The sequence below is a fragment of the Mesorhizobium sp. Cs1321R2N1 genome (assembly GCF_037179725.1).
GTDB lineage: Bacteria > Pseudomonadota > Alphaproteobacteria > Rhizobiales > Rhizobiaceae > Mesorhizobium > Mesorhizobium salmacidum.
Map to the genome: position 1 here is coordinate 17,898 of NZ_JAPYKP010000014.1, position 24,725 is coordinate 42,622.

Annotated in this window: 22 protein-coding genes, 1 tRNA gene and 1 pseudogene; 7 read left to right on the plus strand and 17 right to left on the minus strand. The window is 63.2% G+C overall.

Going from position 1 to position 24,725, the window contains the following annotated elements; all coding sequences use genetic code 11:
* Positions 1-77 precede the first annotated feature (77 nt).
* The gene (gene chvE, locus O7A61_RS06165; protein WP_027145663.1) at positions 78-1,148 is read right to left on the minus strand and encodes a multiple monosaccharide ABC transporter substrate-binding protein; all 1,071 of its coding nucleotides are present in this window, start codon (positions 1,146-1,148) and stop codon (positions 78-80) included.
* A 291-nt stretch (positions 1,149-1,439) separates the two neighbouring features.
* Between chvE and O7A61_RS06170 the strand changes: the two genes are divergently transcribed.
* Entirely contained in the window at positions 1,440-2,429 is a 990-nt protein-coding gene (locus O7A61_RS06170; RefSeq protein WP_140507545.1) for a LysR family transcriptional regulator, read from the plus strand.
* A 25-nt stretch (positions 2,430-2,454) separates the two neighbouring features.
* Here the strand turns inward: O7A61_RS06170 and O7A61_RS06175 are convergent, their stop codons facing one another.
* On the minus strand, positions 2,455-2,781 hold the full coding sequence (locus O7A61_RS06175; protein WP_337128997.1) for a hypothetical protein: 327 nt from the start codon (positions 2,779-2,781) through the stop codon (positions 2,455-2,457).
* 380 nt (positions 2,782-3,161) lie between these two features.
* Here O7A61_RS06175 and O7A61_RS06180 point away from each other — a divergent pair, with 380 nt between their 5' ends.
* A complete protein-coding gene (locus O7A61_RS06180; protein WP_337128998.1) occupies positions 3,162-3,923 on the plus strand; it encodes a Stf0 family sulfotransferase in 762 nt (253 codons plus the stop codon).
* A gap of 64 nt (positions 3,924-3,987) precedes the next feature.
* Here the strand turns inward: O7A61_RS06180 and O7A61_RS06185 are convergent.
* The 9 genes and pseudogenes from O7A61_RS06185 to O7A61_RS06225 all read right to left on the minus strand — a co-directional run bounded on the left by O7A61_RS06185 (position 3,988) and on the right by O7A61_RS06225 (position 12,300).
* A tRNA-Gly gene (locus O7A61_RS06185) sits at positions 3,988-4,061 on the minus strand.
* Positions 4,062-4,113: 52 nt separating this feature from the next.
* The gene (locus tag O7A61_RS06190) at positions 4,114-6,045 is read right to left on the minus strand and encodes an acyltransferase family protein (protein ID WP_337128999.1); all 1,932 of its coding nucleotides are present in this window, start codon (positions 6,043-6,045) and stop codon (positions 4,114-4,116) included.
* A gap of 210 nt (positions 6,046-6,255) precedes the next feature.
* A complete protein-coding gene (locus O7A61_RS06195; protein ID WP_337129000.1) occupies positions 6,256-7,746 on the minus strand; it encodes a hypothetical protein in 1,491 nt (496 codons plus the stop codon).
* 63 nt (positions 7,747-7,809) lie between these two features.
* Positions 7,810-8,838, minus strand: a complete 1,029-nt coding sequence (locus O7A61_RS06200; RefSeq protein ID WP_027145669.1) for a glycosyltransferase family 2 protein — start codon at positions 8,836-8,838, stop codon at positions 7,810-7,812.
* Between the two features lie 120 nt (positions 8,839-8,958).
* Positions 8,959-9,240 carry a sensor histidine kinase gene (locus O7A61_RS06205; RefSeq protein ID WP_337129001.1) on the minus strand — a complete coding sequence of 94 codons (282 nt, stop codon included), beginning with the start codon at positions 9,238-9,240 and terminating at the stop codon, positions 8,959-8,961.
* 248 nt (positions 9,241-9,488) lie between these two features.
* Positions 9,489-10,007: pseudogene (locus O7A61_RS06210) on the minus strand (histidine kinase dimerization/phospho-acceptor domain-containing protein); the annotation flags it as partial.
* 377 nt (positions 10,008-10,384) lie between these two features.
* Positions 10,385-11,059 (minus strand): response regulator transcription factor, encoded by a 675-nt coding sequence (locus O7A61_RS06215; RefSeq protein WP_337129002.1) that lies wholly within the window; start codon positions 11,057-11,059, stop codon positions 10,385-10,387.
* Positions 11,060-11,105: 46 nt separating this feature from the next.
* Positions 11,106-11,492 (minus strand): hypothetical protein, encoded by a 387-nt coding sequence (locus tag O7A61_RS06220; protein WP_337129003.1) that lies wholly within the window; start codon positions 11,490-11,492, stop codon positions 11,106-11,108.
* A gap of 190 nt (positions 11,493-11,682) precedes the next feature.
* The gene (locus O7A61_RS06225; RefSeq protein ID WP_337129004.1) at positions 11,683-12,300 is read right to left on the minus strand and encodes an outer membrane protein; all 618 of its coding nucleotides are present in this window, start codon (positions 12,298-12,300) and stop codon (positions 11,683-11,685) included.
* Between the two features lie 473 nt (positions 12,301-12,773).
* On the opposite strand from O7A61_RS06225, the gene O7A61_RS06230 reads away from it, so the two are divergent.
* Entirely contained in the window at positions 12,774-13,037 is a 264-nt protein-coding gene (locus O7A61_RS06230) for a DUF6460 domain-containing protein (RefSeq protein WP_337129005.1), read from the plus strand.
* A gap of 3 nt (positions 13,038-13,040) precedes the next feature.
* Here the strand turns inward: O7A61_RS06230 and O7A61_RS06235 are convergent, their stop codons facing one another.
* Positions 13,041-13,943, minus strand: a complete 903-nt coding sequence (locus O7A61_RS06235; RefSeq protein WP_337129006.1) for a histone deacetylase family protein — start codon at positions 13,941-13,943, stop codon at positions 13,041-13,043.
* Between the two features lie 132 nt (positions 13,944-14,075).
* On the opposite strand from O7A61_RS06235, the gene O7A61_RS06240 reads away from it, so the two are divergent.
* Positions 14,076-15,416, plus strand: coding sequence for an MATE family efflux transporter (locus O7A61_RS06240; RefSeq protein WP_337129007.1), 1,341 nt, complete (start codon positions 14,076-14,078; stop codon positions 15,414-15,416).
* On the opposite strand, the gene O7A61_RS06245 is transcribed toward O7A61_RS06240, so the two are convergent.
* Complete coding sequence (locus tag O7A61_RS06245; RefSeq protein ID WP_337129008.1) at positions 15,409-16,488, minus strand: quinone-dependent dihydroorotate dehydrogenase; 1,080 nt, start codon at positions 16,486-16,488, stop codon at positions 15,409-15,411. The two genes, O7A61_RS06240 and O7A61_RS06245, sit on opposite strands and share 8 nt — an antisense overlap.
* Entirely contained in the window at positions 16,485-16,835 is a 351-nt protein-coding gene (locus O7A61_RS06250; protein WP_337129009.1) for a DUF952 domain-containing protein, read from the minus strand. Before O7A61_RS06250 ends, O7A61_RS06245 begins: the two co-directional genes overlap by 4 nt.
* 106 nt (positions 16,836-16,941) lie before the next feature.
* Here O7A61_RS06250 and O7A61_RS06255 point away from each other — a divergent pair, with 106 nt between their 5' ends.
* Entirely contained in the window at positions 16,942-17,376 is a 435-nt protein-coding gene (locus O7A61_RS06255; RefSeq protein ID WP_027145679.1) for a hypothetical protein, read from the plus strand.
* 123 nt (positions 17,377-17,499) lie between these two features.
* Complete coding sequence (locus tag O7A61_RS06260) at positions 17,500-18,159, plus strand: response regulator transcription factor (RefSeq protein ID WP_027145680.1); 660 nt, start codon at positions 17,500-17,502, stop codon at positions 18,157-18,159.
* Positions 18,160-18,182: 23 nt separating this feature from the next.
* On the opposite strand, the gene O7A61_RS06265 is transcribed toward O7A61_RS06260, so the two are convergent.
* Positions 18,183-19,481 (minus strand): MDR family MFS transporter, encoded by a 1,299-nt coding sequence (locus tag O7A61_RS06265; RefSeq protein ID WP_337129010.1) that lies wholly within the window; start codon positions 19,479-19,481, stop codon positions 18,183-18,185.
* 118 nt (positions 19,482-19,599) lie between these two features.
* A complete protein-coding gene (locus O7A61_RS06270; protein WP_337129011.1) occupies positions 19,600-20,256 on the minus strand; it encodes an O-methyltransferase in 657 nt (218 codons plus the stop codon).
* Positions 20,257-20,350: 94 nt separating this feature from the next.
* Here O7A61_RS06270 and O7A61_RS06275 point away from each other — a divergent pair, with 94 nt between their 5' ends.
* Entirely contained in the window at positions 20,351-20,986 is a 636-nt protein-coding gene (locus tag O7A61_RS06275; protein ID WP_337129031.1) for a TetR family transcriptional regulator, read from the plus strand.
* 16 nt (positions 20,987-21,002) lie between these two features.
* On the opposite strand, the gene O7A61_RS06280 is transcribed toward O7A61_RS06275, so the two are convergent.
* Entirely contained in the window at positions 21,003-24,512 is a 3,510-nt protein-coding gene (locus O7A61_RS06280) for a PAS domain-containing hybrid sensor histidine kinase/response regulator (protein ID WP_337129012.1), read from the minus strand.
* Positions 24,513-24,725: the final 213 nt, after the last annotated feature.

A 24,725-nucleotide genomic window follows, 5' to 3' on the forward strand; every position in this document is an offset into this window, starting at 1 on the left:
GGTAGAACCCATACCGGGGTCGCTTTTAACGAAAAGGGGCCCTGCGTTGCGCAGGACCCCTGACTTTATAGCCGAAATTACTTCAGGTCTTCGGCCTTGATGTAGCCGGAGTCGACGACCAGCGCCTGGTAGTTCGACTTGTCGACTTCATGCGGCGTCAGCAGGATCGAGGGAACGACCTTGACGTCGTTGTTGTAGGTCTTTTCATCGAGGCCTTCCGGCTTGCCGCCCGAGAGCACCTTGTCGACCAGCTGCACCGTGGCCTTGGCCAGTTCGCGGGTGTCCTTGAACACGGTCGAGTACTGCTCGCCCGAGATGATCAGCTTGACCGAGGCGGTCTCGGCGTCCTGGCCGGTCACGATCGGCCAGGGCTGTGCTTCCGTGCCGTACCCGACAGCGCGCAGCGAGGCGGTGATGCCGCGCGACAGGCCGTCATAGGGCGACAGGACGCCATCGACACGGCTGCCGTCCGAGTAGTTGGCCGACAGGAGGTTGTCCATGCGCGCCTGGGCGGTGGCGGCGAGCCAGCGCAGCGTGCCGACCTTGTCCATGCCGGTCTGGCCGGACTTGATCTTGATCGAGCCGTCGTCGATCAGCGGCTGCAGGACGGAGATTGCGCCATTGTAGAAGAAGAAGGCGTTGTTGTCGTCGGGCGAGCCGCCGAACAGTTCGACGTTCCACGGCTTGGTGTTCGGGAAACGCTCCTTGAGGCCCTTGACCAGCGAATTCGCCTGGATCACGCCGACGCCGAAATTGTCGAAAGTGGTGTAATAGTCGACATTGGCGGTCTTCTTGATCAGGCGGTCATAGGCGACGACGACGACGCCCGCGTCGTTGGCCTTCTGCAGCGCATCCGACAGGGTGGTGCCGTCGATCGAGGCGATGATCAGCGCCTTCGGGCCCTTGGTGATTTCATTTTCCAGCTGGCTGAGCTGGTTGGGGATGTCGTCCTGCGCGTACTGCAGGTCGACAGTGTAGCCGAGAGCCTCGAGCTGGGATTTGACGGCGTCGCCGTCATTGATCCAGCGCTGCGAGGTCTTGGTCGGCATCAGCACGCCGACAAGACCCTTGTCGGCCGCGTGCGCCTGATAGCTCATGGCAGCGATGCCAAGGGCCGCGACGGCGGCCAGCGTTTTGATGATCTTCAACTTACTCTCCCTGGTTGATGGACGCGACACCTCGGGGCTTCGCGGGCCGCGCAGCCAGACAGGAGCGCAAACGCGCCGCTGTCGGCCTTATCGATCTCCGGTATCCTCCCAATCGGCTCCGCGATGCAGTTTCAATCGATACGATTTTGGTCGTTACCGCCCTTGCACCCCGGAACGCGCGAAGGGTGGGTCGCTTTGCCATAACTGTCAAATGCGATCTTTGGTGGTTGCTATACCGAAACCGGTATGATCTAGCATGCGAAAAGGAACCGGCGGAAGGGCTGGAAGATCATGGCGGCATTGCGCGATCCCGATGCGATTCCCGTAAGTTACGAGAAACTCCCGGGCAATGGGGAGACACTCCTGCGCAGTGGCTTGAGCTTGCGTCACATGCGCATGATCGCCGCCCTCGACGATCACGGACGGGTGAGCGCCGCGGCCCAGGTCATGAACATCTCCCAGCCGGCCGCCTCGCGCATGATCGCCGAGATGGAGGCGGTGCTCGACGTGAAGCTGTGCGAACGGCTGCCGCGCGGCGTGACCCTCACCCCCTATGGCCAGGCGCTCGCCAGGCGGGCCCGCTCGATCCTGCTCGAGATGCGCGAAGCCGACCGCGAGATTGCCGAGCTCAAGGCCGGCAAGGGCGGTTCGGTGTTCCTCGGCGCCGTGACCGCGCCGGCGATCGAATTGGCCGTGCCGGCGATTCGCGAGATCCGCCGCATCTACCCGCGCATCGAGATCACCATGCAGGTCGAAACCTCCAATGTGCTCGCCCGCGAGCTGATCGCCTCGCGCCACGACTTCATCATCGCCCGCATTCCCGACGACCTCAATCCGCGGCTGTTCGAATCCCGCGTGATCGGCGTCGAGAAAGCCTGCCTGATCGTGCGCCGCGGCCACCCGCTCGCGAGGGGTAATGTAGTGCGGCTGGAAGACACCGCTGCCTATGACTGGGTCTTCCAGTCAGGCGGTTCGCCCTTGCGCCAGGCGATGGAGAGCAATTTCCTGAACCGCAACATCGCGCTGCCGGACCGGATCTTGAACACCAGCTCGCTGCTGCTCACGCTGGTCATGGTCGCGCAATCCGATGCCATAGCGCCGGTCTCGGTGCAGGTGGCGAAGTTCATCCAGAACCCGGACGGACTTGCCGGCGCCATCGACGTCGTCCAGACCGAGTTCGACATCGAGGTCAGGCCCTACAGCCTGATCACGGTCAGGAATCGCGTACTGTCACCGGCGGCCAAGATGCTGCATGATTTCATCCTGCGTGAAGTGGGGTGATGGAACGAGAACCACCTCCGCGCGTTCAAAACCGATCGGCATGCGCGCTGGAGCCTGTTTCGGGCGAGGGAACGAGGTGTCGGTAGTTAACAACTCGGGAGGTTTTATGGAACGTCGGTTGTTTCTTACTGGAATGCTTGGCGTTGCGGGGGCGGTTGCGTTTGCAAGCGTGGCCCGACCCGGCCGCGCGCTTGCCGGTGTTCCCCAGGGCAATGGAATTCTCGATGAGTTGGACAAGCCGGATCCGGCTGTCTTCGAAGGGGATGACGAGGTCGAACTGGAGCAGGTCTCCCACCGCCGTTGGCATCGCTGGAGACATCATGGTCCCGATGGCTATTGGCGTCGGCGCCATGGACGCCGCCGCGGCTGGAGACGGGTTTGCCGCAGCTACTGGCGCCACGGACGCCGCCGCGCCCGCTGCTGGCGCGAGCGCGTCTGGCTCCGCGTCTGGCTGTAATCGCTTCTGGCTGACGTCAAAGGGCGGCCACCACAGCGTGGCCGGCCTTTGCGCGTATCTTCAGGGCTCTTCGAGCCCAAGGCGCGGCGTTGATTACCCAACTGTAACGTGTTTGGGCCTGCATTCTGCCTTAGCCTAAGGTCGAATCGACGGAACCATATAGGCTTTTGTCCGTTGAGGCGCTGTTTAAGCGGAGCTTTGACCATGGCGGGGGACCATCAAGAAGAACGGCATTCTGCAATCGGCATGACGCGGGCCGCGGATCATCGGCACGCATGAAGGGCGTCGCGATACTGACCGAAGCCCGCAGCGGCTCCGAATGGCTTGGCAGCCTCACAAACAGCACGGGATTGTTCGGCAAGTCGGCCGAGTGGCTCGACACGACCAATCTGGGGTGCAAGCCGAAATCCTTCGATGATCTGCTGTCCGCCGTGATCGATCGCGGCGGGACTGCGAACGGCACGTTCGCCGTGAAGCTGTTTCCACGGCACCTTCACTGGTCGCAGGCCAAATACGGAGCGGACTTCCTGGCGGAATGCGGCCGGCGCCATGACATGGGTCTGGTCCTGCTGGAGCGACGGGACCGTCTTCGCCAAGCGATTTCCTATTGCCGGGCAAAGGCATCGGGCCATTGGAAAAGCACGATGGGCGGCGCGGATCTGGTTCCGCAATACGACTTCGCCGGTATTTGCCAGGCCTATTTCCTGATCGAGCAGAGCTATGCCTTCTGGGAGGCTTACCTGCGGTTGGCCGATCTGCATTACGATCACTTTTTCTATGAGGATCTGTTGGACGATCCTCGTCCTTACGTCGCGTCGGTGGCCCGGCAGTTGTCGGTGGAAATGCCGGACGGAGAGTTCGAGACGAATTTGCGCCTGCAGCGGGACGACCTCACCGAAGATTGGGCGGAGCGGTTCCGCAACGACGTCAAATCGGAAGACCTGCTGGCGCATCTGCCCAGGAAGGTGGCGCCGCGGAATATCAACAACCTCGCCCGGTTTCTCCTCAAGAAGCAGATGCGAATCGGCCAAGCTTAGGCTCACCGACAGTGCTGCCAAATGGACGGGTTCCGCCTAGGCCAACGGACTCTTGGCTTCAGGGTGGAGCGGGTAGCGGGAATCGAACCCGCGCGTTCAGCTTGGGAAGCTGACAGGCTACCATTACATCATACCCGCGCTGCAGCCTCGTTATCATGACGGCATGGCTTCGGGCAATCGCAAACCGGTCTCACAATGCGGGCTTCGCCAGCTCACCGGTGACGGTCGGCGTCGGCTCCCTGGCCTTTGCGACTTCGCCGCCGGCGGCGAAGCTCGGCCAGTATTTCGAGATGGCCAGCGTCGCGCCGGCGGAAGAGAAATGCCCATAGTCGAAATAGAGAAACTGCTTGCTGGTGGCATCCTCATAGGAACAGCCGATGGCGTCGCACAGATAGGTAAGTGGATCGATGAAGGTCGCGCCCTTGGCGAAGAGCTGCACCTGCTTGTTGATGTCGGGATCCACGGCCATCGGCCAGGATGTGTTCGCGGCGCCTTCGTGTTTAGCAAAGAAAGCGACCTTCTGGACGTCGGCGATGAACTCCGGAGACTGGCCGATGACATAGACCTTGACACCCATGTCGCGCAGCCGGTCGATCGTCGTCTGCAGTCCGTCGAAGCCCCTGGCCTGGTAGTCCGTCCATCGGCCGCTCAGGATCACCGCCTGGATATTGGCATCGCGGATGATCGACAGCGCCCGTTCGTTGAAGCGGGTGCAGGTTGGCCTGGCGTAGGAAAAATAACTGAGGTTGGGTGGACAGCCGGCATAGGTATATTGGATGACGTTGGCCTGGATTTTCTGCGCGTTGGCCTCCAGGCCCGAAACGTAGTGAGCCGCGAAGGAATCGCCCCACAGCAGCACATTGGTGGGAAAGCCATGCGTGCGCGTGCAGTCGGCAAGGTTCCAATTCTCGATCCGGCTCGTACCCTCGTTGAAGCAGACGCCATTGCGCCAGTCGTCCACCACGATCCGTTGCGTCGAGAAATCGGGGAACCGCTGCGGAAAGCCCTTGCCGAGCACACCGGCCAGACCGCCGACGCACAGCAGGGCGATCGCCGTCGCCGAAAAGGCGAAGATCGGCAGCGGGGCGGTGAAGGTTCGCTTCTGCCGGAAAGGCTGCTCGACATATTTCCACGAGAAGGTCGCCAGGGCGAAGCTGGCCACCGTCATCGCGACGATCGTCGGCACCGAGATGGCTTTCAGCGAGAGGTAATGGACGAAGGAATTGATCGGCCAGTGAACAAGATAGAGCGAATAGGAGATGAGGCCGACCCAGACCATCGGAGCGAATTGAAGCACACGCGTGGCAACGGGCACGGGCCGGTCCGCGTGATTCTGGCCCGCGTAGATGAGCAGGGCCGTTCCGATGCAGGGAAACAGGGCATTGTAGCCGGGAAACGGATCGCTTTCCGAAATCGTCAGGAAACCGAATGCGAGCAGGGCAAAGCCTGCAAGGCCGACCAGTTCCGTTGCCGTCCGGTTGGCAAGTGGCGGCGGCTTTTTCAGCATCAGCATGGCACCCAGCGCCAGCTCCCAGGCGCGTGTAGGCAAGAGGTAGAAGCCGGCGGTCGGCGCCATCGTGGTCGCCATGACCGCCAGGGCAAAACTGCCGATGGCAATCGGCAGAAGTATCGTCAACCAGCGCTTCGAGGCATACCGGTAGATCAGATACACAAGGATCGGCGCGAAGATGTAATACTGCTCCTCGACCGAAAGCGACCATGTGTGCAGCAGCGGCCGCAGTTCGGCGTCGATCGAAAAATAGTTCGTCGTCTTCCAGAAATAGATGTTCGACCAGAAGGTCGAGGCCGCAATCACGCTGAGGCTGAATTCGTGCAGATCCGACGGCAACAGGATGAACCAGGCCGCAATGCTCGCAAGCAGGATGACGAAGATCAGTGCCGGCAGGATGCGCCGCGCACGACGCCAGTAGAAGCGTCCGATCGAGAACTGGCCGCGCTCGAGATCATCCAGCAGGCTGCCGCTGATCAGGTAGCCCGATATCACAAAGAAAATATCGACGCCGGTGAAGCCCCCGGGAATGGCGGATACGCCGAAATGGAAAAGCACCACGGGCAGCACTGCAACGGCCCGCAGACCATCGATGTCGCGCCTGTAATTCATTCGACCGGTCCGTACGCGGTGATCCGCGGTGGCCGTGCGGCGCCGCCTGACATGCCCGTCATAAGGCAATCCCCATTGTGCGAAAAACCTTGGCTCGTAGGCCTCACGGACTGTGCTATGCAGCACAACTTTGCTGCAGTGCAACATCCGTGTCAAGGCGAATAGCAGGCCTTCGAACGCTGGCCACGCCGGTTTTGTGGGATCGGTGATTCAGGTGCCGGGCAGGTAGATCACGGCATAATCGTCCGCATAGGCCCGCTTCCAGCCCAGTTCATTGAAGAAGGGGATTCGGGTGTCATCGGCCGTAAGCAATGCCCAGCCGATGGCGTATTTCTTCAACTGGGCCTCGAGCTGCGGCTTTCCGTCGCTGTGCCCCGTTGCATCATCCGTTTTCGTGAATCCGCCAAGGAACAACTGGTCCGTCCTGCCGTCGATATAAGTCTTGATGTCGTGGAAAATCAGCGTGCCGCCGAAATTGTAGGAATTCAGCACATTGCCGGACAGGTGGTGATCCCGCGCGAAAGCAAGGGCGCCGCTGGCTGATGTCGCCGGGCTCGGCGCGCCCTGGTAGGCACTGCCGAGGATCGAGACCGCACCGACCAGCAAGACGGCCATCGCGCCGCAGATAGCATAGAACCGGCTGGCGAAGAGTTTTTCCAGCCCGTCGCGCTTCTCCGCCAGCCAGGCCGTGGTCGAGAGCGAAGGATATTGCTGTGCGATCTCGACCGCGATGATCAACGGAATCAGCAGGAAGGGCAGATATACAAATCGCAGATGGGCGAGATAGACATGCAAGGTGAAGACGATGAACAACGCCTTGGCCCAGCCGATCCGCGGCCTTGACACCAACAGCCCGAAAATCGCCAACAACATCGCCGCTTCCTGGAAGAGTTGCTCCTGGGCATTGGACGGGTTCCATTCCAGGATGAGTGGAACAGCCTCATTGCCATAGGCCACGGTGAGCGTGGCCAGGATGGCTTTCACGCCATAGGGATGCAGCAGGCTGACCAACGGACAGAGCAGGCCGAAAACCACCCATTTTACCAGGAGGGAGGGTTTAGACAGACCCGCGCGCGCCAGCAGATCGAGCCCGGCAAAGGCCGCAATGATGAAGCTCAGGGTAAACGTGGCATGCAGGTTCGCCCACAATACGACTAGCACGAGCAGCCACGGCGGTGGGGCTCTCTCTTCTCGCGCGGCACGAAACAGCATTGCCGTCCAGACGACGATGATCGGCAAGGTGAAGACATGGGGGCGCGCGGTATAGATCGGGGCGATTAGGAGGGCCGCGGCGAGGGCAAGCGCTATTGCCAATATCGGCTTCAGCCATGCGCTGAGGAACCATCCCATCAGGAAGACCGTCAGGCCGATCGTGGCGATGATCAGTGTGACGACGCCGTTCCAGCCACCCGCGCGGTAGGCAAGGGCCAGCAAGATCTGCCCCAGCCATTCCTTGGCGATCCAGGGCTGGCCGGCGAAAGTGTAGGAATAGGGGTCGACGGTTGGAAATGTCCGGTTTTCCAGGAAATCCAGCCCGACCTTCACTTGCCACCAATTGTCGGGATCCTGCAGGATCGCGCCGGCAAAGGCCGTGAGCAGATAGGCCACGGCGCAAGCGCAGAGAAGGCAGAATATCAGCCTGATGCGTTGCGCGTCCCCGAGCGACGGCGTGGCGGTCGCGATAGCGGCGGCCTGGTTCACGTCAAGGCTCCGGGCGAGCACATCCTGCCCATGCCGTTCCGTTGCATCCGGTCGACCTTCGCCTCAGCCACGCGCGGCCCTTTTCGCCATCTCCTGGAGGCGGTGGACAGGCAAATCCTGGCCTTCAGCCGCTGCCCGGCTTCGTGAGACGATCTCGTTGACGAAATAGAGCGGCCGCCGCTTCGTTTCCATGTACATGCGGCCGAGATATTCGCCGAAGATGCCCAGCACCAGAAGCTGGACGCTGCCCAGGATAAGCATGATCGCGGCAAGGCTCGTCCAGCCGGGCAGAACATTGCCGACAGACCATTCCAACAGCGTATAGCCAAGCACGACCAGACCGAGTAGCCCGAACATCATTCCCAGCAGCGAGGCAAAGCGCAAAGGCACGATCGAAAAGCTGGTCATCGCGTCGACCGCCAGAAGAACCATTTTCTTCAGCGGGTAGTGGGTGGTGCCGGCAAAGCGCCGTTGCCGTTCATAAGGGAAGGCGACCTGCCTCAGCCCGATCCAGCTCACCATGCCGCGAATGAACCTGTAGCGTTCGGGCATTGCAATCAGATGGTCGAGTGCACGGCGGCTCATCAACCGGAAATCTCCGGAGTCCGACGCGATCTCGACATCGACCATCCTGCCGAGCAGACGGTAGAACATCGAGGCGGAAGCCAGCTTGAACCAGCTCTCGCCGTCCCGTTTCACCCTTTGGCCGTAGACGACGTCGAAGCCTTCATCCATCTTCGCCATCATCGCACCCAGCAGTTCGGGTGGATCCTGGAGATCGGCGTCGAGAATGAGAATGCGCTGGCCGCGGCAGAATTCCAGCCCCGCGCTCAAGGCGATCTGGTGGCCGTAATTGCGTGCAAGATCGATGGCGACCACATGGTCGTCCCTCTCGGCCAGTTCGAAAATGGCCTCGCGGGTGCCGTCGGTCGCCCCGTCGATGACGAGCACGACCTCGTAGGGGAGGCCTTGCTCGAGGCATACCGCGCTGACGCGTCGATGAAGCTCCGCCACGCCGTCGCGTTCATTGTAGCAAGGCACGACGACCGACAACATGGGTGCGCGGTGCGCGCCGATTTTTCCCGTTCCCACCAAAGCCTGGCTCCCGCTTTGGAAATGGCAATAGCGGCAATTGGTTAGAAAACAGATAAGTCAGGGATCGGCGCGGCTACTTGCTGGCGGCCGCCACGCGTTTTGCGTCAACGGCCTGGGTCACGACCGAACCGGCAGTTCCATGCGGATGCGGGTACCGCCCCATGAGCCCGCCAGGATCCGGATCGTTCCCTCGTGCAGCAGCGCGATCTGTCGGGCGAGGTCCAGTCCTAACCCCGCCCCGCGCGACTGCGGCTGCAGGCGATAGAAGGGCTCGAAGACATTCTCGCGCTCTTCCACGGGAATGCCCGGACCTTCGTCGCGCACTTCGATGCCACCCGTCCTGTCGATCGCAACCGTGATGGTGCCGCCGCCGCCGCCATGCTCGATGGCGTTGCGCACGAGTTGGCGAGCGCCCGCTCGATCTGCAGCACGTTGACTTCGACGCGTGTCTTGTCGGGCGAAGGCTCGAAGGCAAGGTCGTAGCCGGCCTCGATGGCGAGCGGCGCGAAGTCGGCCGCCACCCGGCTGACGAGATCGTCAAGATCGACGATCTCGCGCTGGTCGGATGGGCGGTCGAGCAATTGATGGTCGAGCAGTTGTTGTGCGAGGTGCGACAGGCGCTCGATATCATGCAGCAGCCGCGTGCTTTGCGGCTCCTGCCGCAGCAACTCGGCGCGTGTGCGCAGGATGGCGATCGGCGTGCGTAATTCGTGCGCCGCGTCGGTGAGGAAACGGTTGTGTCGGTCGTATCCCTGCGCGAGGCGGGCCAAAGCCTCGTTGAAAGCATGCACCAGCGGCGCGATTTCCTGCGGCACGTGTTTGACCGGCAACTGCATCGCGCGGGTACCGATATCGATGCGGGCAGCCTGGCGGACGGTTTCGACAAGGCCGGCAAAGGAGCGGCGGACCACGGCCGGCGTCGTCACCAGCGTGGTGGCGCCCATGACGAGGACGATGGGCAGCAGCAGGATCGCGATGACGAGCGCAAGCGCCGGAAGGGCGCGCTCCCAATTCCTGCTGCCGTCCGGATAGCGGGCGACCTCCACCGTGGCCGAAATGTTGATATCGAGCCCGTCGGTCTCCTGGCGCGACGACTGCGTCGCGGCAATGATCTGCACCGCGCCGGCTTTGGTCGAAGCGTTCTCGATATAGGCTTCCGGCCGCATGTCCTTGTCCGAGAATCCGATCGTGGCGTGGTCTGCTTGGCCGAGCAGGCCGCCGATCTCTTTGGTGTAGACATCCGGTATCGTGCCGGAACGGACGCTCTGCCCGCTGTCGTCGCGCACGATGTACCAGACATTGGGGAAGCTCTGGCGAAACGCGGCGAGGTCTTCCGTTTCACGGACAATCAGCTTGCCGTCCTTGTCGCGGTCGACGGCGTCCTTGACGGCCGCGATGGCAGCCTCGTTGTCGATAAGCAGCCTCGGATTGGCGATCCAAAGGGCTGCCGCGCACAGCACGATGAAGAGGAGCAGCGTCGCCGCCTGCAGCAGGATCAGCCGGCGGACCAGGATCCATTGCAGCGAGCGCGCGCGCACCGTCTTCACGAGGCTGCCCGCAGGAGATAGCCAAGATTGCGGATCGCCCGTATCTCGATGCCGGCGGCGACATCGTCGAGTTTGCGGCGCAGCCGCGAGACATGCGCGTCGAGCGCATTCGAGCCGATCTCGTCGTCCAGGGCGTAGACGGCCTCCTCGAGAGCGCTGCGCATGATGGTCCGGCCCGGCCGGCGGATGAGTGTTTCAAGCACCAGCCTTTCACGCCGCGGCAAATCGAGCGCCTGATCCTCGACCAGCGCCTCGCGATGGCGGAAATCATAGGTGAGGCGACCGACCATCGTCTGGTTGGCGCGCGAGGTGAACGAGCGGCGGTGCAGGGCGTGGAGCCGCGCGACGAGTTCCACCGTGGCGAAAGGCTTGACCATGTAATCGTCGGCGCCGGCATCGAGCCCGGCAACCCGGTCCTCCAACCCGCTTATCGCCGTCAGCGCGATCACCGGCACATCCAGATGCAAGGCGCGCAGGCGAGGGATCAGGCTAAGACCGTCGCCATCCGGCAGCCGGCGATCCAGCACCACGGCGTCGTGATGGCCCAGACGGGCCACCGCCTCCGCGTCGGCCAGGGTCGCGGCGTGGTCGACGATGATGTCCAGCCGCTCCAGGGCGGCCTGCAGCACGGAGGCCATTTCCGGTTCGTCCTCGATCAGCAGGACGCGCATTGGCGTTCTCCTTCACGCGCCGCCGCAGGATTTGCGGCGCGGCGGTTCATTCGCATTCCAGCTTTGGCCGGCGGAAATTGGTGATGAACCAGCGGCCGCCGGAAGCTCGGGCATAAAAAGTGTAGAAGCATTCCTGACGCTCGATATAGCCGGGCGTTTCGGTCTCTTCATAGACAGTTCCGTGTTTTGTTTGGCGGACCTCGCCACTCGATGTCCCGGAAACCGCTGACGTAGATATCTTGCGCCACTGATAGGCGCGCTCTCCCTGGCCGAGGTCGACGATCGCCGTTGGCGGACCGTAATCCAGAACGACCGATTCGACCGGTTGTCCGACATAGTTCTTCATGATGTCGGAGGCGCAGCCCGCCAATGCGACTGCGATCGCAATGAGCAGTAGCTTGGACGACGGTCGGCCGGGGTGATGCGTGGACATTGCTGATTCCCATGGTGACAATTCACGCAGGGGACCTAGATTGCGAAGATTACATCGACATTGCGAAAGCATGGAATGTTCCTTGCCTCGAGGGGACGTCCATGTCCGGCATCGACGCATCAACAACAAGATCGCGCGATGCCGTTGCGGCCATCGCGCGATCAAGCTCGGCCACTTGCTGTTCTGGAATCTAGAACCGGTAGTTGAGGCCAGCTTTCAGCTCATGACTGCCGATCGTCTCCTTGGACCTGCCAAGGGCCGATGTCGTTTCAACGCCGGGGGTGCGGACATAGTCGTACTCGACCTTGGCCGACAGGCCGCCGGCGAAGCCCTGCTCGATGCCGGCGCCGACGAGGTAGCCGACCTTCCATCCCTCGCTGCTCCTCACGCCGTCGCCCCTGTCGAACCTGGTCATGGCGACGCCACCGGTTCCGAACAGCAACGTCTGGTCGAAGCTCACGCCGGCCTTCGCCTTGGCCGCGCCGCGCCATTTTTCCTTGATCTTGCCGCCCCGGACATCGTGTTCGGCGCCGCCCAGATAGGAACCTTCGATCTCGGCGCCGAGGACCGCCGGGCCCATCTGCTGGTTGTAGCCGGCCTGGACGCCGCCGCTGAAGCCGTTTCGACCGGCGAACGGGTTCGGCATCCCCGTGAACGCCGTGCCGCCATGGACGCCGATATAGGCGCCGCTCCACTGGAAGGCGGGGGGATCGTTGTAGGCAGGCGAGAGGTCGGCGGCCATCGCCGGCCCGAGAAGGCACAGGGCGAGGGCACTCGCCGTCAGGATGATCTTTGCTTGAGGGGACACTGCATTACTCCAACACAGACGCGCATCCGGCACCCGATACGCTGGTTAATTGCTGAGGACCCTGGCCGTTGAGGCGGCAGGCTCCGATCGGTGTCTTTCAGGGATGGCTGCGCGGTTCTGGGGACCGGCTTTCGCCGGCTGTGGTAGGGGCAGAGCGCCGCGCGGTCCGTCACCTGAAAGACGCCTGGTATCTCGCAAGTGAAAATTGCACGCACATTGCGCAAAATTGGAAAATGACGAATTTTGTGCTTTATTTTCAATACATTAAAATGAAATTGTTTACCAATATTTAAGACTTGCGGGCTTTCTGAAGCCGCTCTGTCAGTTGCTCGAGCGGGCTTTCGATGGCGCTCAACATCTGGCTGCGGCTTATCAGTTTCTCTGTACAGACCGCGCTGGCTTGATGGATGGCCGCCAAGCACGTATCTCTGGGCCGTGCCCATGAGTCCGGGCATCTCAATCGGGAGACGGCCTTGTCCGCACTGACGCGCTTTCTCGGCGACTCGCCGCTCAGGGTTGTCCTGAAGCTGCTGGTGGTATCCTTTCTCGTCGGCCTGGTCATGAACGCCTTCGGCTGGTCGCCGATGGATGTGTTCTACGGCATCCGGAAATTCTTCATCGATCTCTGGAATCTCGGCTTCCGCGCCATCGACCGCTTCCTCGGCTATATCCTGCTTGGCGCCGCGATCGTCGTGCCGGCCTTCATCCTGCTCAGGATCGCCAACTACCGGAAGTGACGTTCAGGCGAAGCCCGAAGCGACCTCGAACAGGATGGCGTGGCGCGCGGCAAGTGCCGGCACATCGGTGGAATAGCCGCCGCCGATGACACCGCAGACAGGAATGCCGAGCGCCCGAAAATGGCCGATGACCATCTCGTCGCGGGCGCGCAGCCCATTGTCGGAAAGCGCCAGCCTGCCGAGCCGGTCCCCGGCATGGACGTCGACGCCTGCATTGTAGAAGACGATGTCCCAATGGGCGCGGGTGGAGAGCTCCGGCAGGATGGTATCAAGCCTTTCGACATAAGCGGCGTCGCCCGTGCCGTCGGGCAGTGCGACGTCGAGGTCCGAGGCAATCTTGCGTGTGGGGTAGTTCCGCTCGCCATGCATGGAGAAGGTGAACACGCGTGGCTCATCGCCTAGAATATCCGCCGTGCCGTCGCCCTGATGCACGTCGAGATCGACGACCAGGACCTTCTGCACCGCACCCTCTTCCAGCAGAACCAGCGAGGCGACGGCGACGTCGTTGAAGGTGCAGAAGCCGGCGCCTTGCGCGCGTCGCGCATGATGGCTGCCGCCGGCGGTGTTGCAGGCAATGCCGTAACGCAAGGCGAGCCGGGCTGCCGCCACCGTGCCGCCGGTGGCAAGCTGCGCGCGCAGCGAGACGCGGGGGCCGACCGGAAAGCCGATCTCGCGTTCGATTTTTTCCGGCACGGAGCAGGAGACGACCTGGTCGACATAGGTGGCCGCATGGGCAAGCTTCAGCCACGGCGCCGGCGCGGGTTCGGCTGTGTTGAGCGCGCCGGGTCCGGCCAGGCCGCGTGAGCGCAAGGCCTCCATCAGCAGCGGATACTTGCTCATCGGAAAGCGATGGTTGGTCGCGAAGCCGGCGTCGTAGTCGGGGTGATGGACGATCTGCAGGGGCATGAGAGTGGTCCAGCGGCTTCGCGCCAGACCGGGATTTCGGTTGGCCGTCGCAGGAAGAATGATTGCGCGGTGGACGGAAAATGGGGCACATCGGCTCTCGGATCAAGCCGCAATCAGCAAGGCAGGAATCCTTTGGACAAGGGTGTAATCCCAACCGACGCCAGAGCCTTTTCCGTCACCAACCGCTCGGTGCTTGCCATCGCCGTGCCGATGACGCTCGCCTATCTGACGACGCCGCTGCTCGGCCTGGTCGACACGGCTGTTGTCGGCCAGTTCGGCGATGCCGCCTTGCTTGGCGGTCTGGCGGCCGGTGCACTGGCTTTCGACGTCGTTTTCACCACCTTCAATTTTCTGCGTTCGGGCACGACCGGCCTCGTCGCCCAGGCTTTCGGGCGTGGAGACGCCCTCGAGGAACAGGCGGTGTTCTGGCGCGCCGTGCTGATCGCCGTCGTTGCCGGCGTCGTGCTGGCGGCGCTTTCGCCGCTCATCGCCATCGGCGGCCAGTGGTTCATGGATGCCGGACCACGCGTCAGCGAGGCGATGGCCGTTTATATCAGGATCAGGCTGCTCGCCGCCCCGTTCTCGCTGATCAACTACGCCATCCTTGGCTATGTTCTGGGGCGTGGCGAGGGCGGGCTCGGGCTTGTCCTGCAACTGGTGCTCAATGGCATCAACATCGCGCTCTGCTTCCTGCTCGGCCTTGAACTTGGCTGGGGCGTTTCCGGCGTCGCCTGGGCAACCGTCACCGGCGAGTTCCTCGCCATGCTGCTTGGCCTCGCGATCGTGGTGCGCCGGTTCCGATCCAGCCCGCCCTTGCCTCGCCACCGCCTGCTCGACATGAGCGCCTTCCTGCGCATGCTGTCGCTCAACCGCGACATCATGATCCGTTCGTTCTCGCTGCTTGCCGCTTTCGCGCTGTTCACCCGCCAAGGCGCGCAGTTCGGAACGGTGACGCTCGCCGCCAATGCGGTGCTGATGAATTTCTTCCTCGTCGCCGGCTATTTCCTCGACGGTTTCGCCACCGCCGCCGAGCAACTCGCCGGCCGCGCCGTCGGCGCGCGTGCCGAGCAGCCCTTCAGGCAGGCGGTGCGGCTGACCCTGCTCTGGGGCCTTGGTCTGGCCGGTGCCGCGACGCTGGTGCTGCTCATGGCCGGCACCAACCTGGTCGCCGTCGTGACGACGTCGCAGGATGTCCGCGCCGTAGCCGATACCTACCTGCCCTGGGCGGCGTTCACCGCGCTGAGCGGCGTCCTTGCCTTCCAGATGGACGGGGTCTTCATCGGCGCGACATGGTCGCGCGACATGCGCAACATGATGCTCCTGTCATTCCTCGTCTTTGCCGCTGCGCTGATCACGCTGGCGCCCGCCTTCGGCAATCACGGCCTGTGGGCGGCCTTGCACGTCTTCTTGCTGGTGCGGGGATTGAGCCTGCTGACGATCTTGCGGGTCAGGGTGCAAACCGCATTCAACTGAGCGGCTCCGACGCCCATCGGTCGAGATGGCTGTCGCGCAGCTCGCGCATCGAGCTGAGTTTCTCTGTCTCGGCAAAACGGGCCATCCCCGCGACGATCCGTCCCGGCAGCGCCGGCCCGGCATAGATCATGCCGGTGTAGAGCTGCACCAGATCCGCGCCGGCGCGGATCTTTTCCAGCGTCGTCTCCGCTGAATCGACACCGCCGACACCGATGATGGCCATTTCGGGCCCGAGCAGCTTGCGCATCTTGGCCAGCACGATGGTCGAGCGCTCGAACAGTGGTTTTCCCGAAAGCCCGCCTGTCTCCCGCGCGACGTCACCGCTTCGCAGACCCGGTCGTGAAATGGTGGTGTTGGAGACGATGACGCCGTCGATCCGCTTTTCCATGACTTCGGCGGCGATATCCTCCAACTCGGCCTCGACCAGGTCTGGGGCGATCTTGAGAAAGATCGGCGGCTGCGCGATTGCCGCAGCACGCGCGGCCATGACGCGCGACAGGAGCTCGCCGAGTTGCTCGCGCGCCTGCATGGTGCGCAGGCCAGGCGTGTTGGGTGAGGAAATGTTGACGGTGAGATAGCTGGCGTGGGGCGCGAAGCGGGCGACGCCGCGTTCATAATCGCCGGCGCGGTCGGCGCTGTCCTTGTTCGCGCCGATGTTGACGCCGACGATGCCGCCGCGCCCCTTGCGCGCGGCAAGGCTTTTTTCGGCCGCCGCGTGGCCTTCATTGTTGAAGCCCAGCCGGTTGATGACGGCTTCATCCGATGTCAGCCGGAAGATGCGTGGCTTCGGGTTGCCGGATTGCGGCAGGGGCGTGATGGTACCGACCTCGGCGAAGCCGAAACCGAGGCCAAGCAGCGCATCGGGTACTTCGGCGTTCTTATCGTAGCCAGCCGCCATGCCAAGTGGGTTCGGGAAATCGAGACCGCAAAGGCTGACCTTCAGCCTTGTATCGCGTACCGTCCGCGCGCCAACCGGCAGGCCGCAGCGCAACGCCGCGATCGACAGGCCGTGCGCGGTTTCCGGATCAAAGGTGAACAGCAGCTTCTGGCCGATCCGGTCGAGCACGCTCATTGCCCCTCCAGGGGCGGGAATTGGTGAGTACCCTCGGCACCGAGCGGCAGCGGCTTGACCCACAGCACGGCTTTCAGGTCGAGCACGCCGTAGAGATGCGGAAACAGCGCGCCGCCGCGCGAGACTTCGTATTTCAGCGCATCGCCCAGGCCGATCGTGTCGATGGCGACCAGCAGAAGGTCGGTCTGGCCGGAAAAATGCTTTGCCGCGGTTTCCGCAACCTGCGCTGCCGTCGAAAAATGGATGAAGCCGTCGGCGACGTCGATTGGCGCTCCGGTGAAGCGGCCATTGGCTTCGGCCTCGCGCCAAGGCGCTTGCGGAGTTATCTTGTAGATAATCTGTGACATGGTTGCGCTATAATCCGAACCAGTCGCGCGGGGAAGGCCACGCCAAGGGTCTTCCCCATTTCCGGCGCAAACATGCGATATTTCAGGCTTGGCCATGGAGGACAACATGCGTCTGCAGCACATCTTGATCCCCGCCGCGCTCGTTTCACTGGTCGCGGCCTCAGCTTATTCGGAAGAAGCCGACCGCTACCGGCTGGAAAAGTCTGATAACGGCTATGTCCGCATGGATACGCAGACCGGCGCGATGTCGATCTGCGAGGAGCATTCGGGTCAGCTCGTCTGCAAGATGGCGGCCGATGAACGCGCCGCTTACCAGGACGAGGTCGACCGCTTGCAGACCTCGATGAAGGCGATGGACGAGCGCGTCACCAGGCTGGAGAATTCGCTCTCCGCCCGCCTCGAATCGAAACTGCCGAGCGAGGAGGATTTCAACACGACGATGAGCTATATGGAGCGCTTCCTGAAGAGCTTCATGGGCATCGTCAAGGATATGGACAAGGACAGCGGCGGCGGCGCCCAGCTCAACTCGCAGAAGACCTGAGCGCTAGTGACGAGGGAAAACGCGGCGCGCTGGCTTTGCCGCTTGAAAACAGCGCGCGGCCCCTCATAATCGTCCGACTGATCCCGCAAAAAGCAGTAAATCGGGGATTCGGGGAGGGACATCTTGCCGTCAGGCTATACTTTCGTCATCGCCGACGATCACCCGCTGTTTCGCGGCGCCCTGCGCGAGGCGCTTGCCGGCATCGGCAATGTCACCGCCATTCATGAGGCGGGCGATTTCGAAAGCGCCAAGGCGCTGGTCGTTGCCAATGAAGATGTCGATCTCGTGCTGCTGGACCTGTCGATGCCTGGCGCCAGCGGCCTCTCCGGCCTGATCTCCCTGCGCGGCATCCATCCGGCGGTGCCGCTGGTCGTGGTGTCGGCGCATGACGATCCAGCGACCATCCGGCGCGCCCTCGATCTCGGCGCCTCCGGTTTCATCTCCAAGTCGGCCAGCATGGAGGAAATCCGCGGCGCCGTGCAGTCGGTGCTTGCCGGCGATATCGCGGCACCCGTTGGCGTCGATCTCGGTGTCGAACGCGATCCCGAAATATCGGACCTGATCAAACGGCTGCAGGCGTTGACCCCGCAGCAGACCCGCGTGCTCGGCATGCTGGCCGAAGGCCTGCTCAACAAGCAGATCGCTTATGAGCTCGGCGTTTCCGAGGCGACGATCAAGGCGCATGTCTCGGCCATATTGCAAAAACTCGGCGTCGACAGCCGCACCCAGGCGGTGATCCTGCTGTCCAAGATCGGCAGCGACCCGCTGCAACCGGCGGGCTGAGTGCCGGCTGCAGCGGGTCGCGACTATTCGGTTGCCGGATTTGGCGACCATGGCACCGGCAACTCCGGTGGATTGACCGCTTCCGGTCTGGCGCTCGGGTTCGATTTGGATTCGTTTGAAGGCCGTCGTGCGCGGCCGATCGCGGCGCCAAGACCGAGCGAGGCGATCGCCACCAGCGGAATGCCGGCGATCCAGGGCAGGCGCGGCGCCAGTGCGTAAAGCGCCGTGCCGATGGAAGGGCCGAGCGAATCCTTGAGGTCGACCGCCACCGACGAGGCCGCCATGTAGGAAGCCCGTCGTGCCTGAGGCGCCAGCGCATTGACGGCGGTCGGCACCAGCGGGCCGACCAGCATCTGGGCGATCGAGCACAGGCTGACCGCGCCGATCAGCGCCAACATTGCAGGCGAGGCGGCCAGCAGGGCGAAGGCGAGTATTGTTGCCAGGCCGGCACCGGCCGTCAGCCACAAGGCGGACCGTGCCTCGACCATACGGCTTACCAGCATCTGCAGGCCGACCGTCAACGCGGCCGCGTAGGCGAACAGCGCGCCGACGCCGGATGGTGTCAGCGTGCCGGCGTCATGCGCATAGAGCGGGATAACCGTCTCGATCCAGTTGCCGGCGACCTCGAACAGGACGACCCAGAGCAGGAGCTTCGCCAACCGGCCGTCGCGGAACGCCGGCAGCAGCGCGGACAAGCCTTCTTCCTCTTCGTACTCTTCATCGCCGTCGCCGGTGGCGCGGCCGGCGCTGATCGTCTCGTCCAGGGCGAGCAGCATCACGATCCCGCCCAGCACAAGCATCGTGCCGCCGGCGAGAAACACGCTGCGCAGTGACATAAGCGCAAGCAAGGCACCACAGGCCGGCCCGAGTATCTGTCCCGCGCTCGAACTCACCCGTGCCATGCTGAACCAGCGCGGATGCGCGGACGGCTCTGTCACATCGGCGATCGCGGTCAGTATTGTCGGGTGAAGCACCGATTCGCAGATGCCGGTCAAAAGCAGCACGAGCGCGGTGGCGACGACGCCGTGTACGAAGAACAGGGCCAGAAAGCCGGCACCGACGCCGAGCGACGAGGCAATCAGCACCGGCCGCCGGCCGATGCGGTCGGCGACGCCGCCGATGAGCGGCGCCGGCAGCAGCTCGCCGCCGGCATAGCAGCCGAACAGCAGGCCGATCGCGCCGACAGGGATGCCGGCTTCGCTGCTTGCCCAGAGTGGAAAGAAAGGCACCAGCGCGCCGTCGGCGAAACCGGCGCAGAAGAACAGAAAAAGTCCAAGCGTCGCCGGGCGCGGCAGCCCGCGCCAGGAAGGAATTGTGGTCATGATGATGTCACCTACGCGTCGGAGGCCCGAGGGGCCGGATTGCGCGTTGTCTGACGTTAACGCCTACGGCCGCTCGAGGAGCAGCATGCTGATCTGATCGTCGTCTATGCCGGAGTGTTCAGCCGAGCCGCATCGACAACTCCACCTCGTCGCCGAACGGCGTCGACATGTAGCCTCCCGCCGGCGAGCGCATGCGCTCGAGATAGTCCGGGGCGAAATCGGCGTTGTCGGCAATGACCAAAGCGCCGGGCCTCAACCGGCTCTCGACCAAACCAAGAATCTCCGGATAGAGCGCCTTGGCGCCGTCGAGCAGCAGCAGGTCGATCGTCTCGGGCAAGTCGGCGCTCAGCGTCTCCAGCGCGTCACCCTCGCGGATTTCGACCAGGTCGATGAGGCCGCCTTCCCTGAGATTGGCCTTGGCCCGCATCACCTTGGCACTCTCGAACTCGGTCGTGATCAGACGGCCGCCGCCATTGTCCCGCAGCGCGGCGGCGAGGTAGAGCGTCGAGATGCCGAACGAGGTGCCGAATTCGACGATGATGAGCGCGCCCGTGCTGCGCGCCAGCATGTAGAGCAATGTGCCGGTTTCCGGCGAAACCGCGAGCCAGAGATCCTTCATGCTGCCATAGAACTCGCGATATTCGGTCTTGCTGTTGAGCAGGCGGGCCCGTTCTTCATGCGAATATCGCGCCATGGCCGGGCTTGTCGCGGCATTGGCTTCCTCGAACAGGCGCGCGAGCAGGGGAGCCAGCGGGGTTCCGGTGAGCGTGGTCATGGCAGTTCTCCAGTCGGAAATGCATGCGTCGTTGTGTGTCTCGAAAAATACGAATAATCCTTCAGGTTTCCAATTCGCATTCCCGGGTGCCGCCATGATCCAACGCCCAACCTCTTCAATTTCCACCCGAAAACAACCCAAGCAGGCGCGCGCCACGGAACTCGTCGCGGCGATTTTAGAGGCTGCTGTTCAGGTTCTGGCGAGTGAAGGCGCACGGCGTTTCACCACCACGCGCGTGGCCGAAAGGGCCGGCGTCAGCGTCGGCTCGCTCTACCAGTATTTCCCCAACAAGGCGGCTCTGCTGTTCCGGCTGCAGAGCGATGAATGGCGGCAGACGACCGAGCTCTTGTGCGGCATCCTGGAGAACGCCGAAAGTCCGCCGCTCGAACGGACGCGCACCCTGGTGCACGCCTTCATCCGTTCGGAATGCGAGGAGGCGGCGGTGCGCGGGGCCCTGAACGATGCCGCTCCGCTCTACCGGGACGCGCCTGAGGCCGACGAATCGAGGGCCGTGGCCAATCGCGCGGTCCAGTCATTCATGCGCGAGACGCTGCCTGATGCGCCCGATGCCGTGTGCGTCATGGCCGGCGACCTGATCCGAACGGCGCTGAGCTCGGTGGGGGCGGAGTTTTCGGAAAAGCCGCGAACGTCGGCGGAAATCGAAGCCTATTCCGACGCACTCGCCGACATGTTCTGCGCCTATCTCAAAAGCCTGGGGCACCAGGCCTGATCCAGGCGCTTCGACGTCACTCCGCCGCCCGTACCATCGGCCTGAACCTGGCCATCATCGAACGCAGGACCGCCGGCTTCAGCGGCTTGTTGATTATCGGGATATCGAGGCTTGCCGCGGCTGCTCGCACCTCGTTGGAGCGGTCGGCCGTGACCAGCACGGCCGGCAGGTCGTCACCGTAGGTCGCCCGCAGCCGGATGATAATGTCGAGACCGGTTTCGCGGTCGAGATGGTAGTCGGCAAGCACGATGTCCGGACGTTGGACCGCGACCCTGTCGAGATCCCCCGAGCCGGTCACCGTGGCGACATTGCAGCCCCAGCCTTCGAGCAGCAGCCGCATGCCTTCGAGGATACGGATGTCGTTGTCGATGCACAGCACATGCAGCCCGGACAGCGAAGCCGCCGCGCGGGCCGGCGCCCTGGTCTCGACCTCGCGTGGCGGCTCCTGCGCGGCCGCCACCGGCAGGATGACGGAAAAGCGCGTGCCCTTGCCGGGGTTGGAGAAGATGCGGATCTCGAGCCGCAACACCCTGGCGATGCGGTCGACGATGGAGAGGCCGAGACCAAGACCTTCGGCTTCGCGTGCGCCTTCGTCCAGCCGGGTGAACTCGTGGAAAACAGTGTTGAGTTTGTCACCTGCGATGCCGATACCGGTATCGATCACCTGGATTTCGGCCAGATCGCCACGGCGCCGCACACCGACAAGGATGCGGCCCTGGCGGGTGTATTTTATGGCGTTGGAGACAAGATTCTGGATCAGGCGGCGCAACAGGTTACGGTCAGTCATTACCGTCAGCGACGACGGCATGATCGTCAGGCCAAGCTTTTTCTCCGCGGCCAGTGGCCGAAAATCATTACCGATCTGGCGCAGCAAGCCGTCAAGGGTGAAGGCGGTGTCGTCAGGTTTCATGGCGCCGGCATCGAGGCGCGAAATGTCGAGCACGGCGCCGAGAATGGTCTCGACCGATTCCAGCGAGGATTCGATGTTGATGGCCGCCTTGCCTGCTGGACCCTTGCCGGCCTTCTCGATCAGCGAGGAACAGTAGAGCCGGGCGGCATTCAAGGGTTGCAGGATGTCGTGACCGGCGGCGGCAAGGAAGCGTGTCTTCCCGAGATTGGCCTCCTCTGCGAGCATCTGTGCCTGTGCCAGTTCCTCGTTGACCCGGGTCAATTCCTCGTTGACCCTGGTCAGTTCGACGGTGCGGGTCTTCACGCGCTGCTCCAGCGATTCATTGGCGCGCTTCAACGCCAGGTCCTGCTCGACGCGCCCCGAGATGTCGGCATAGGTGGCGACGATGCCGCCGTCGGGCATCGGGTTGGAGCGCAGTTCCACGATGCGGCCGCTGGTCTTCAACTCCATCTGCCACGGGCTGACGAAGCTGGTCAGCCGGTTGAGCATCGTCACGCGCTGGTCGGCGGGAATGTCGCCGCGCTCGGCCAGATGGCGAAGGATCTGGTCGAGCGAAACGCCGACCTGGCCCATCTCGTCGGGCAGGTCGAACAGCGCCCGGTACTGGCGGTTCCAGCAGATCAGCCGGAAATCGCGGTCGAAAACGGTGATGCCTTGTTCCATCTGGTCGAGCGCGATCTGCAGCAGGTCGCGGTTGTGCTGCAGCGCTTCCGTGGCGTCGTCGAGGAGGCGGAAGGCGTCGCGGGATTCTCGGTCGTGGCGGCGAAACAGCAGCGACAGGATCAGACGCGCCGATGAAGAGCCGACGGCGCTTGCCAACAGCTGCTCGGAAAAGCGGATGACGTCCATGCTGGCCTGCTCGTTGCCGTGCAGCGAAGTGTCGTTGCTCTTCTCGAAGGATTGAAAGGACCGCTCGGTGCGTTCGACACCGAGATAACGTGCGATCGTATCCTTGAGGTCGTTGACGGTGATGGCGGTGCGGAAGCGGCGCAGGCTCGGCATCGGGCCGGCTTCGCGCGGCACGAAGATCGATGCCTGGATGCGCTCCAGCGGCACCGACGCGCGCGACAGCGACCCGAAGACGAAGAACAGCGCGTTGACCGACAGGCTCCACAGCACGCCGTGGTTCAGCGGTTCGGCGACGGTGCCGAACAGTGCCTGCGGCCGCAACGCCTCGAAGCCGAACAGTCCATGCACGATGATGCCGGCATCTTGCGCGACGAGCGACGGCACCAACAGCGTGTAGCCCCAGACCAGGATGCCGGCGACCATGCCGAGTGCCGCGCCCCGGCCGTTGGCGCCGCGCCAGATCAATCCGCCGATCAGGGCCGGCGCGAATTGCCCGATCGCCGCGAAGGACATCAGGCCGATCGACGACAGCCGGGCGCTGTTGGTGCTCTCGCGATAGTAGAGAAAGGCGATGAACAGAAGGATGAAGATCGCTCCACGCCGCACATTGAGGATGAGCGTCGACCAATCCTCGTTCTCGGAGGTGGTCGTGCGCAACAGCCGGCGCACGAACAGCGGAATGATCAGGTCGTTGGAGATCATGATCGACAGCGCCACGCTCTCGACGATGACCATGGCGGTTGCCGCCGACAGGCCGCCGATGAAGGCGGCCATGGCCAGGAAATCGTGGCCGCTGAACAGCGGCAGCGACAGCACATAAAGATCGCTGCTCGTCCTTGTGCCGACCAGCGTCAGGCCGGCAAAGGCGATCGGCAGCACGAACAGGTTGATCGCCACCAAGTAGAGCGGGAACACCCATGTCGCGGTGCGCAGTTCGGCCTCGCTGCGGTTCTCGACGATGGTGACGTAGAACTGCCGCGGCAAGAGGATGATGGCGAAACCGCTGAGACATGTCAGCACCAGCCAGGTGGCGAGCGACGTCGAATAGCCCATTGCCTGCCGCACCTGACCATTTTCGGCCAGCCGGTCGAACATGTCGCCGGGGCCGCCGAAGATCAGGAAGATGACCATCAGGCCGATGGCCAGGAAGGCGGCAAGCTTGACCACGGTCTCGACCGCCACAGCCAGCACCAGCCCGTCCTGGTGTTCGGTGGCGTCGGCATGGCGTGTGCCGAACAGGACCGCGAACAGCGCAAGCAGCATGGCGACGACCAGCGAGATGTCGCTGACGAAGGGATCGAACGAGGGCGGCGAGCCCGTATAGTGCTCGACCATCAGGCTGACCGAGCCGGAGATCGCCTTCAATTGCAGCGCGATATAGGGCACGGCGCCGATCGTGGCGATCAGCGTGGCGATCGCGGCCACGGTGAAACTCTTGCCGTAACGCGCGCCGAGGAAGTCGGCGACCGAGGTGATCTTCTCGGTCTTGGCAAGCCGCACGATGCGGTTGAGCAAGGGAAAGCCGAACACGAACACCAGCACCGGGCCGGTATAGATGCCGAGGAATTCGAGGCCGCGTTCCGAGGAAAGGCCTACCGAGCCGAAGAAGGTCCAGGACGTGCAGTAAATGGCAAGGCTGAGCGCATAGATGAAGGGCCGCGCCCGGCCGGGGCCTGACAAGGCCGAGCGGCGGTCGCCCAGGCTGGCGATGGCGAACAGCAGCGTCACATAGGCGATCGCGATGATGACGATGAACAAGCCCTGCACGCCGGCAAGATCCTCCCTGTGCCGATTTTCACCTGGCCGGGTCAGACGCAATCACAGCTTGGGCGCCAAGTCCATCGCGGCTTTCGGCGCATGCGGGCGATGTTTTCCGGCGGCTGCCCAAGGTAGGAGAAAGCGGTTGTTTTCTTTTTTTGCCGATGGTGCAACCCAAGGTTTTTGTTATGGTGTCGCCGGGTCGGTGCCGCGGGGATGGGA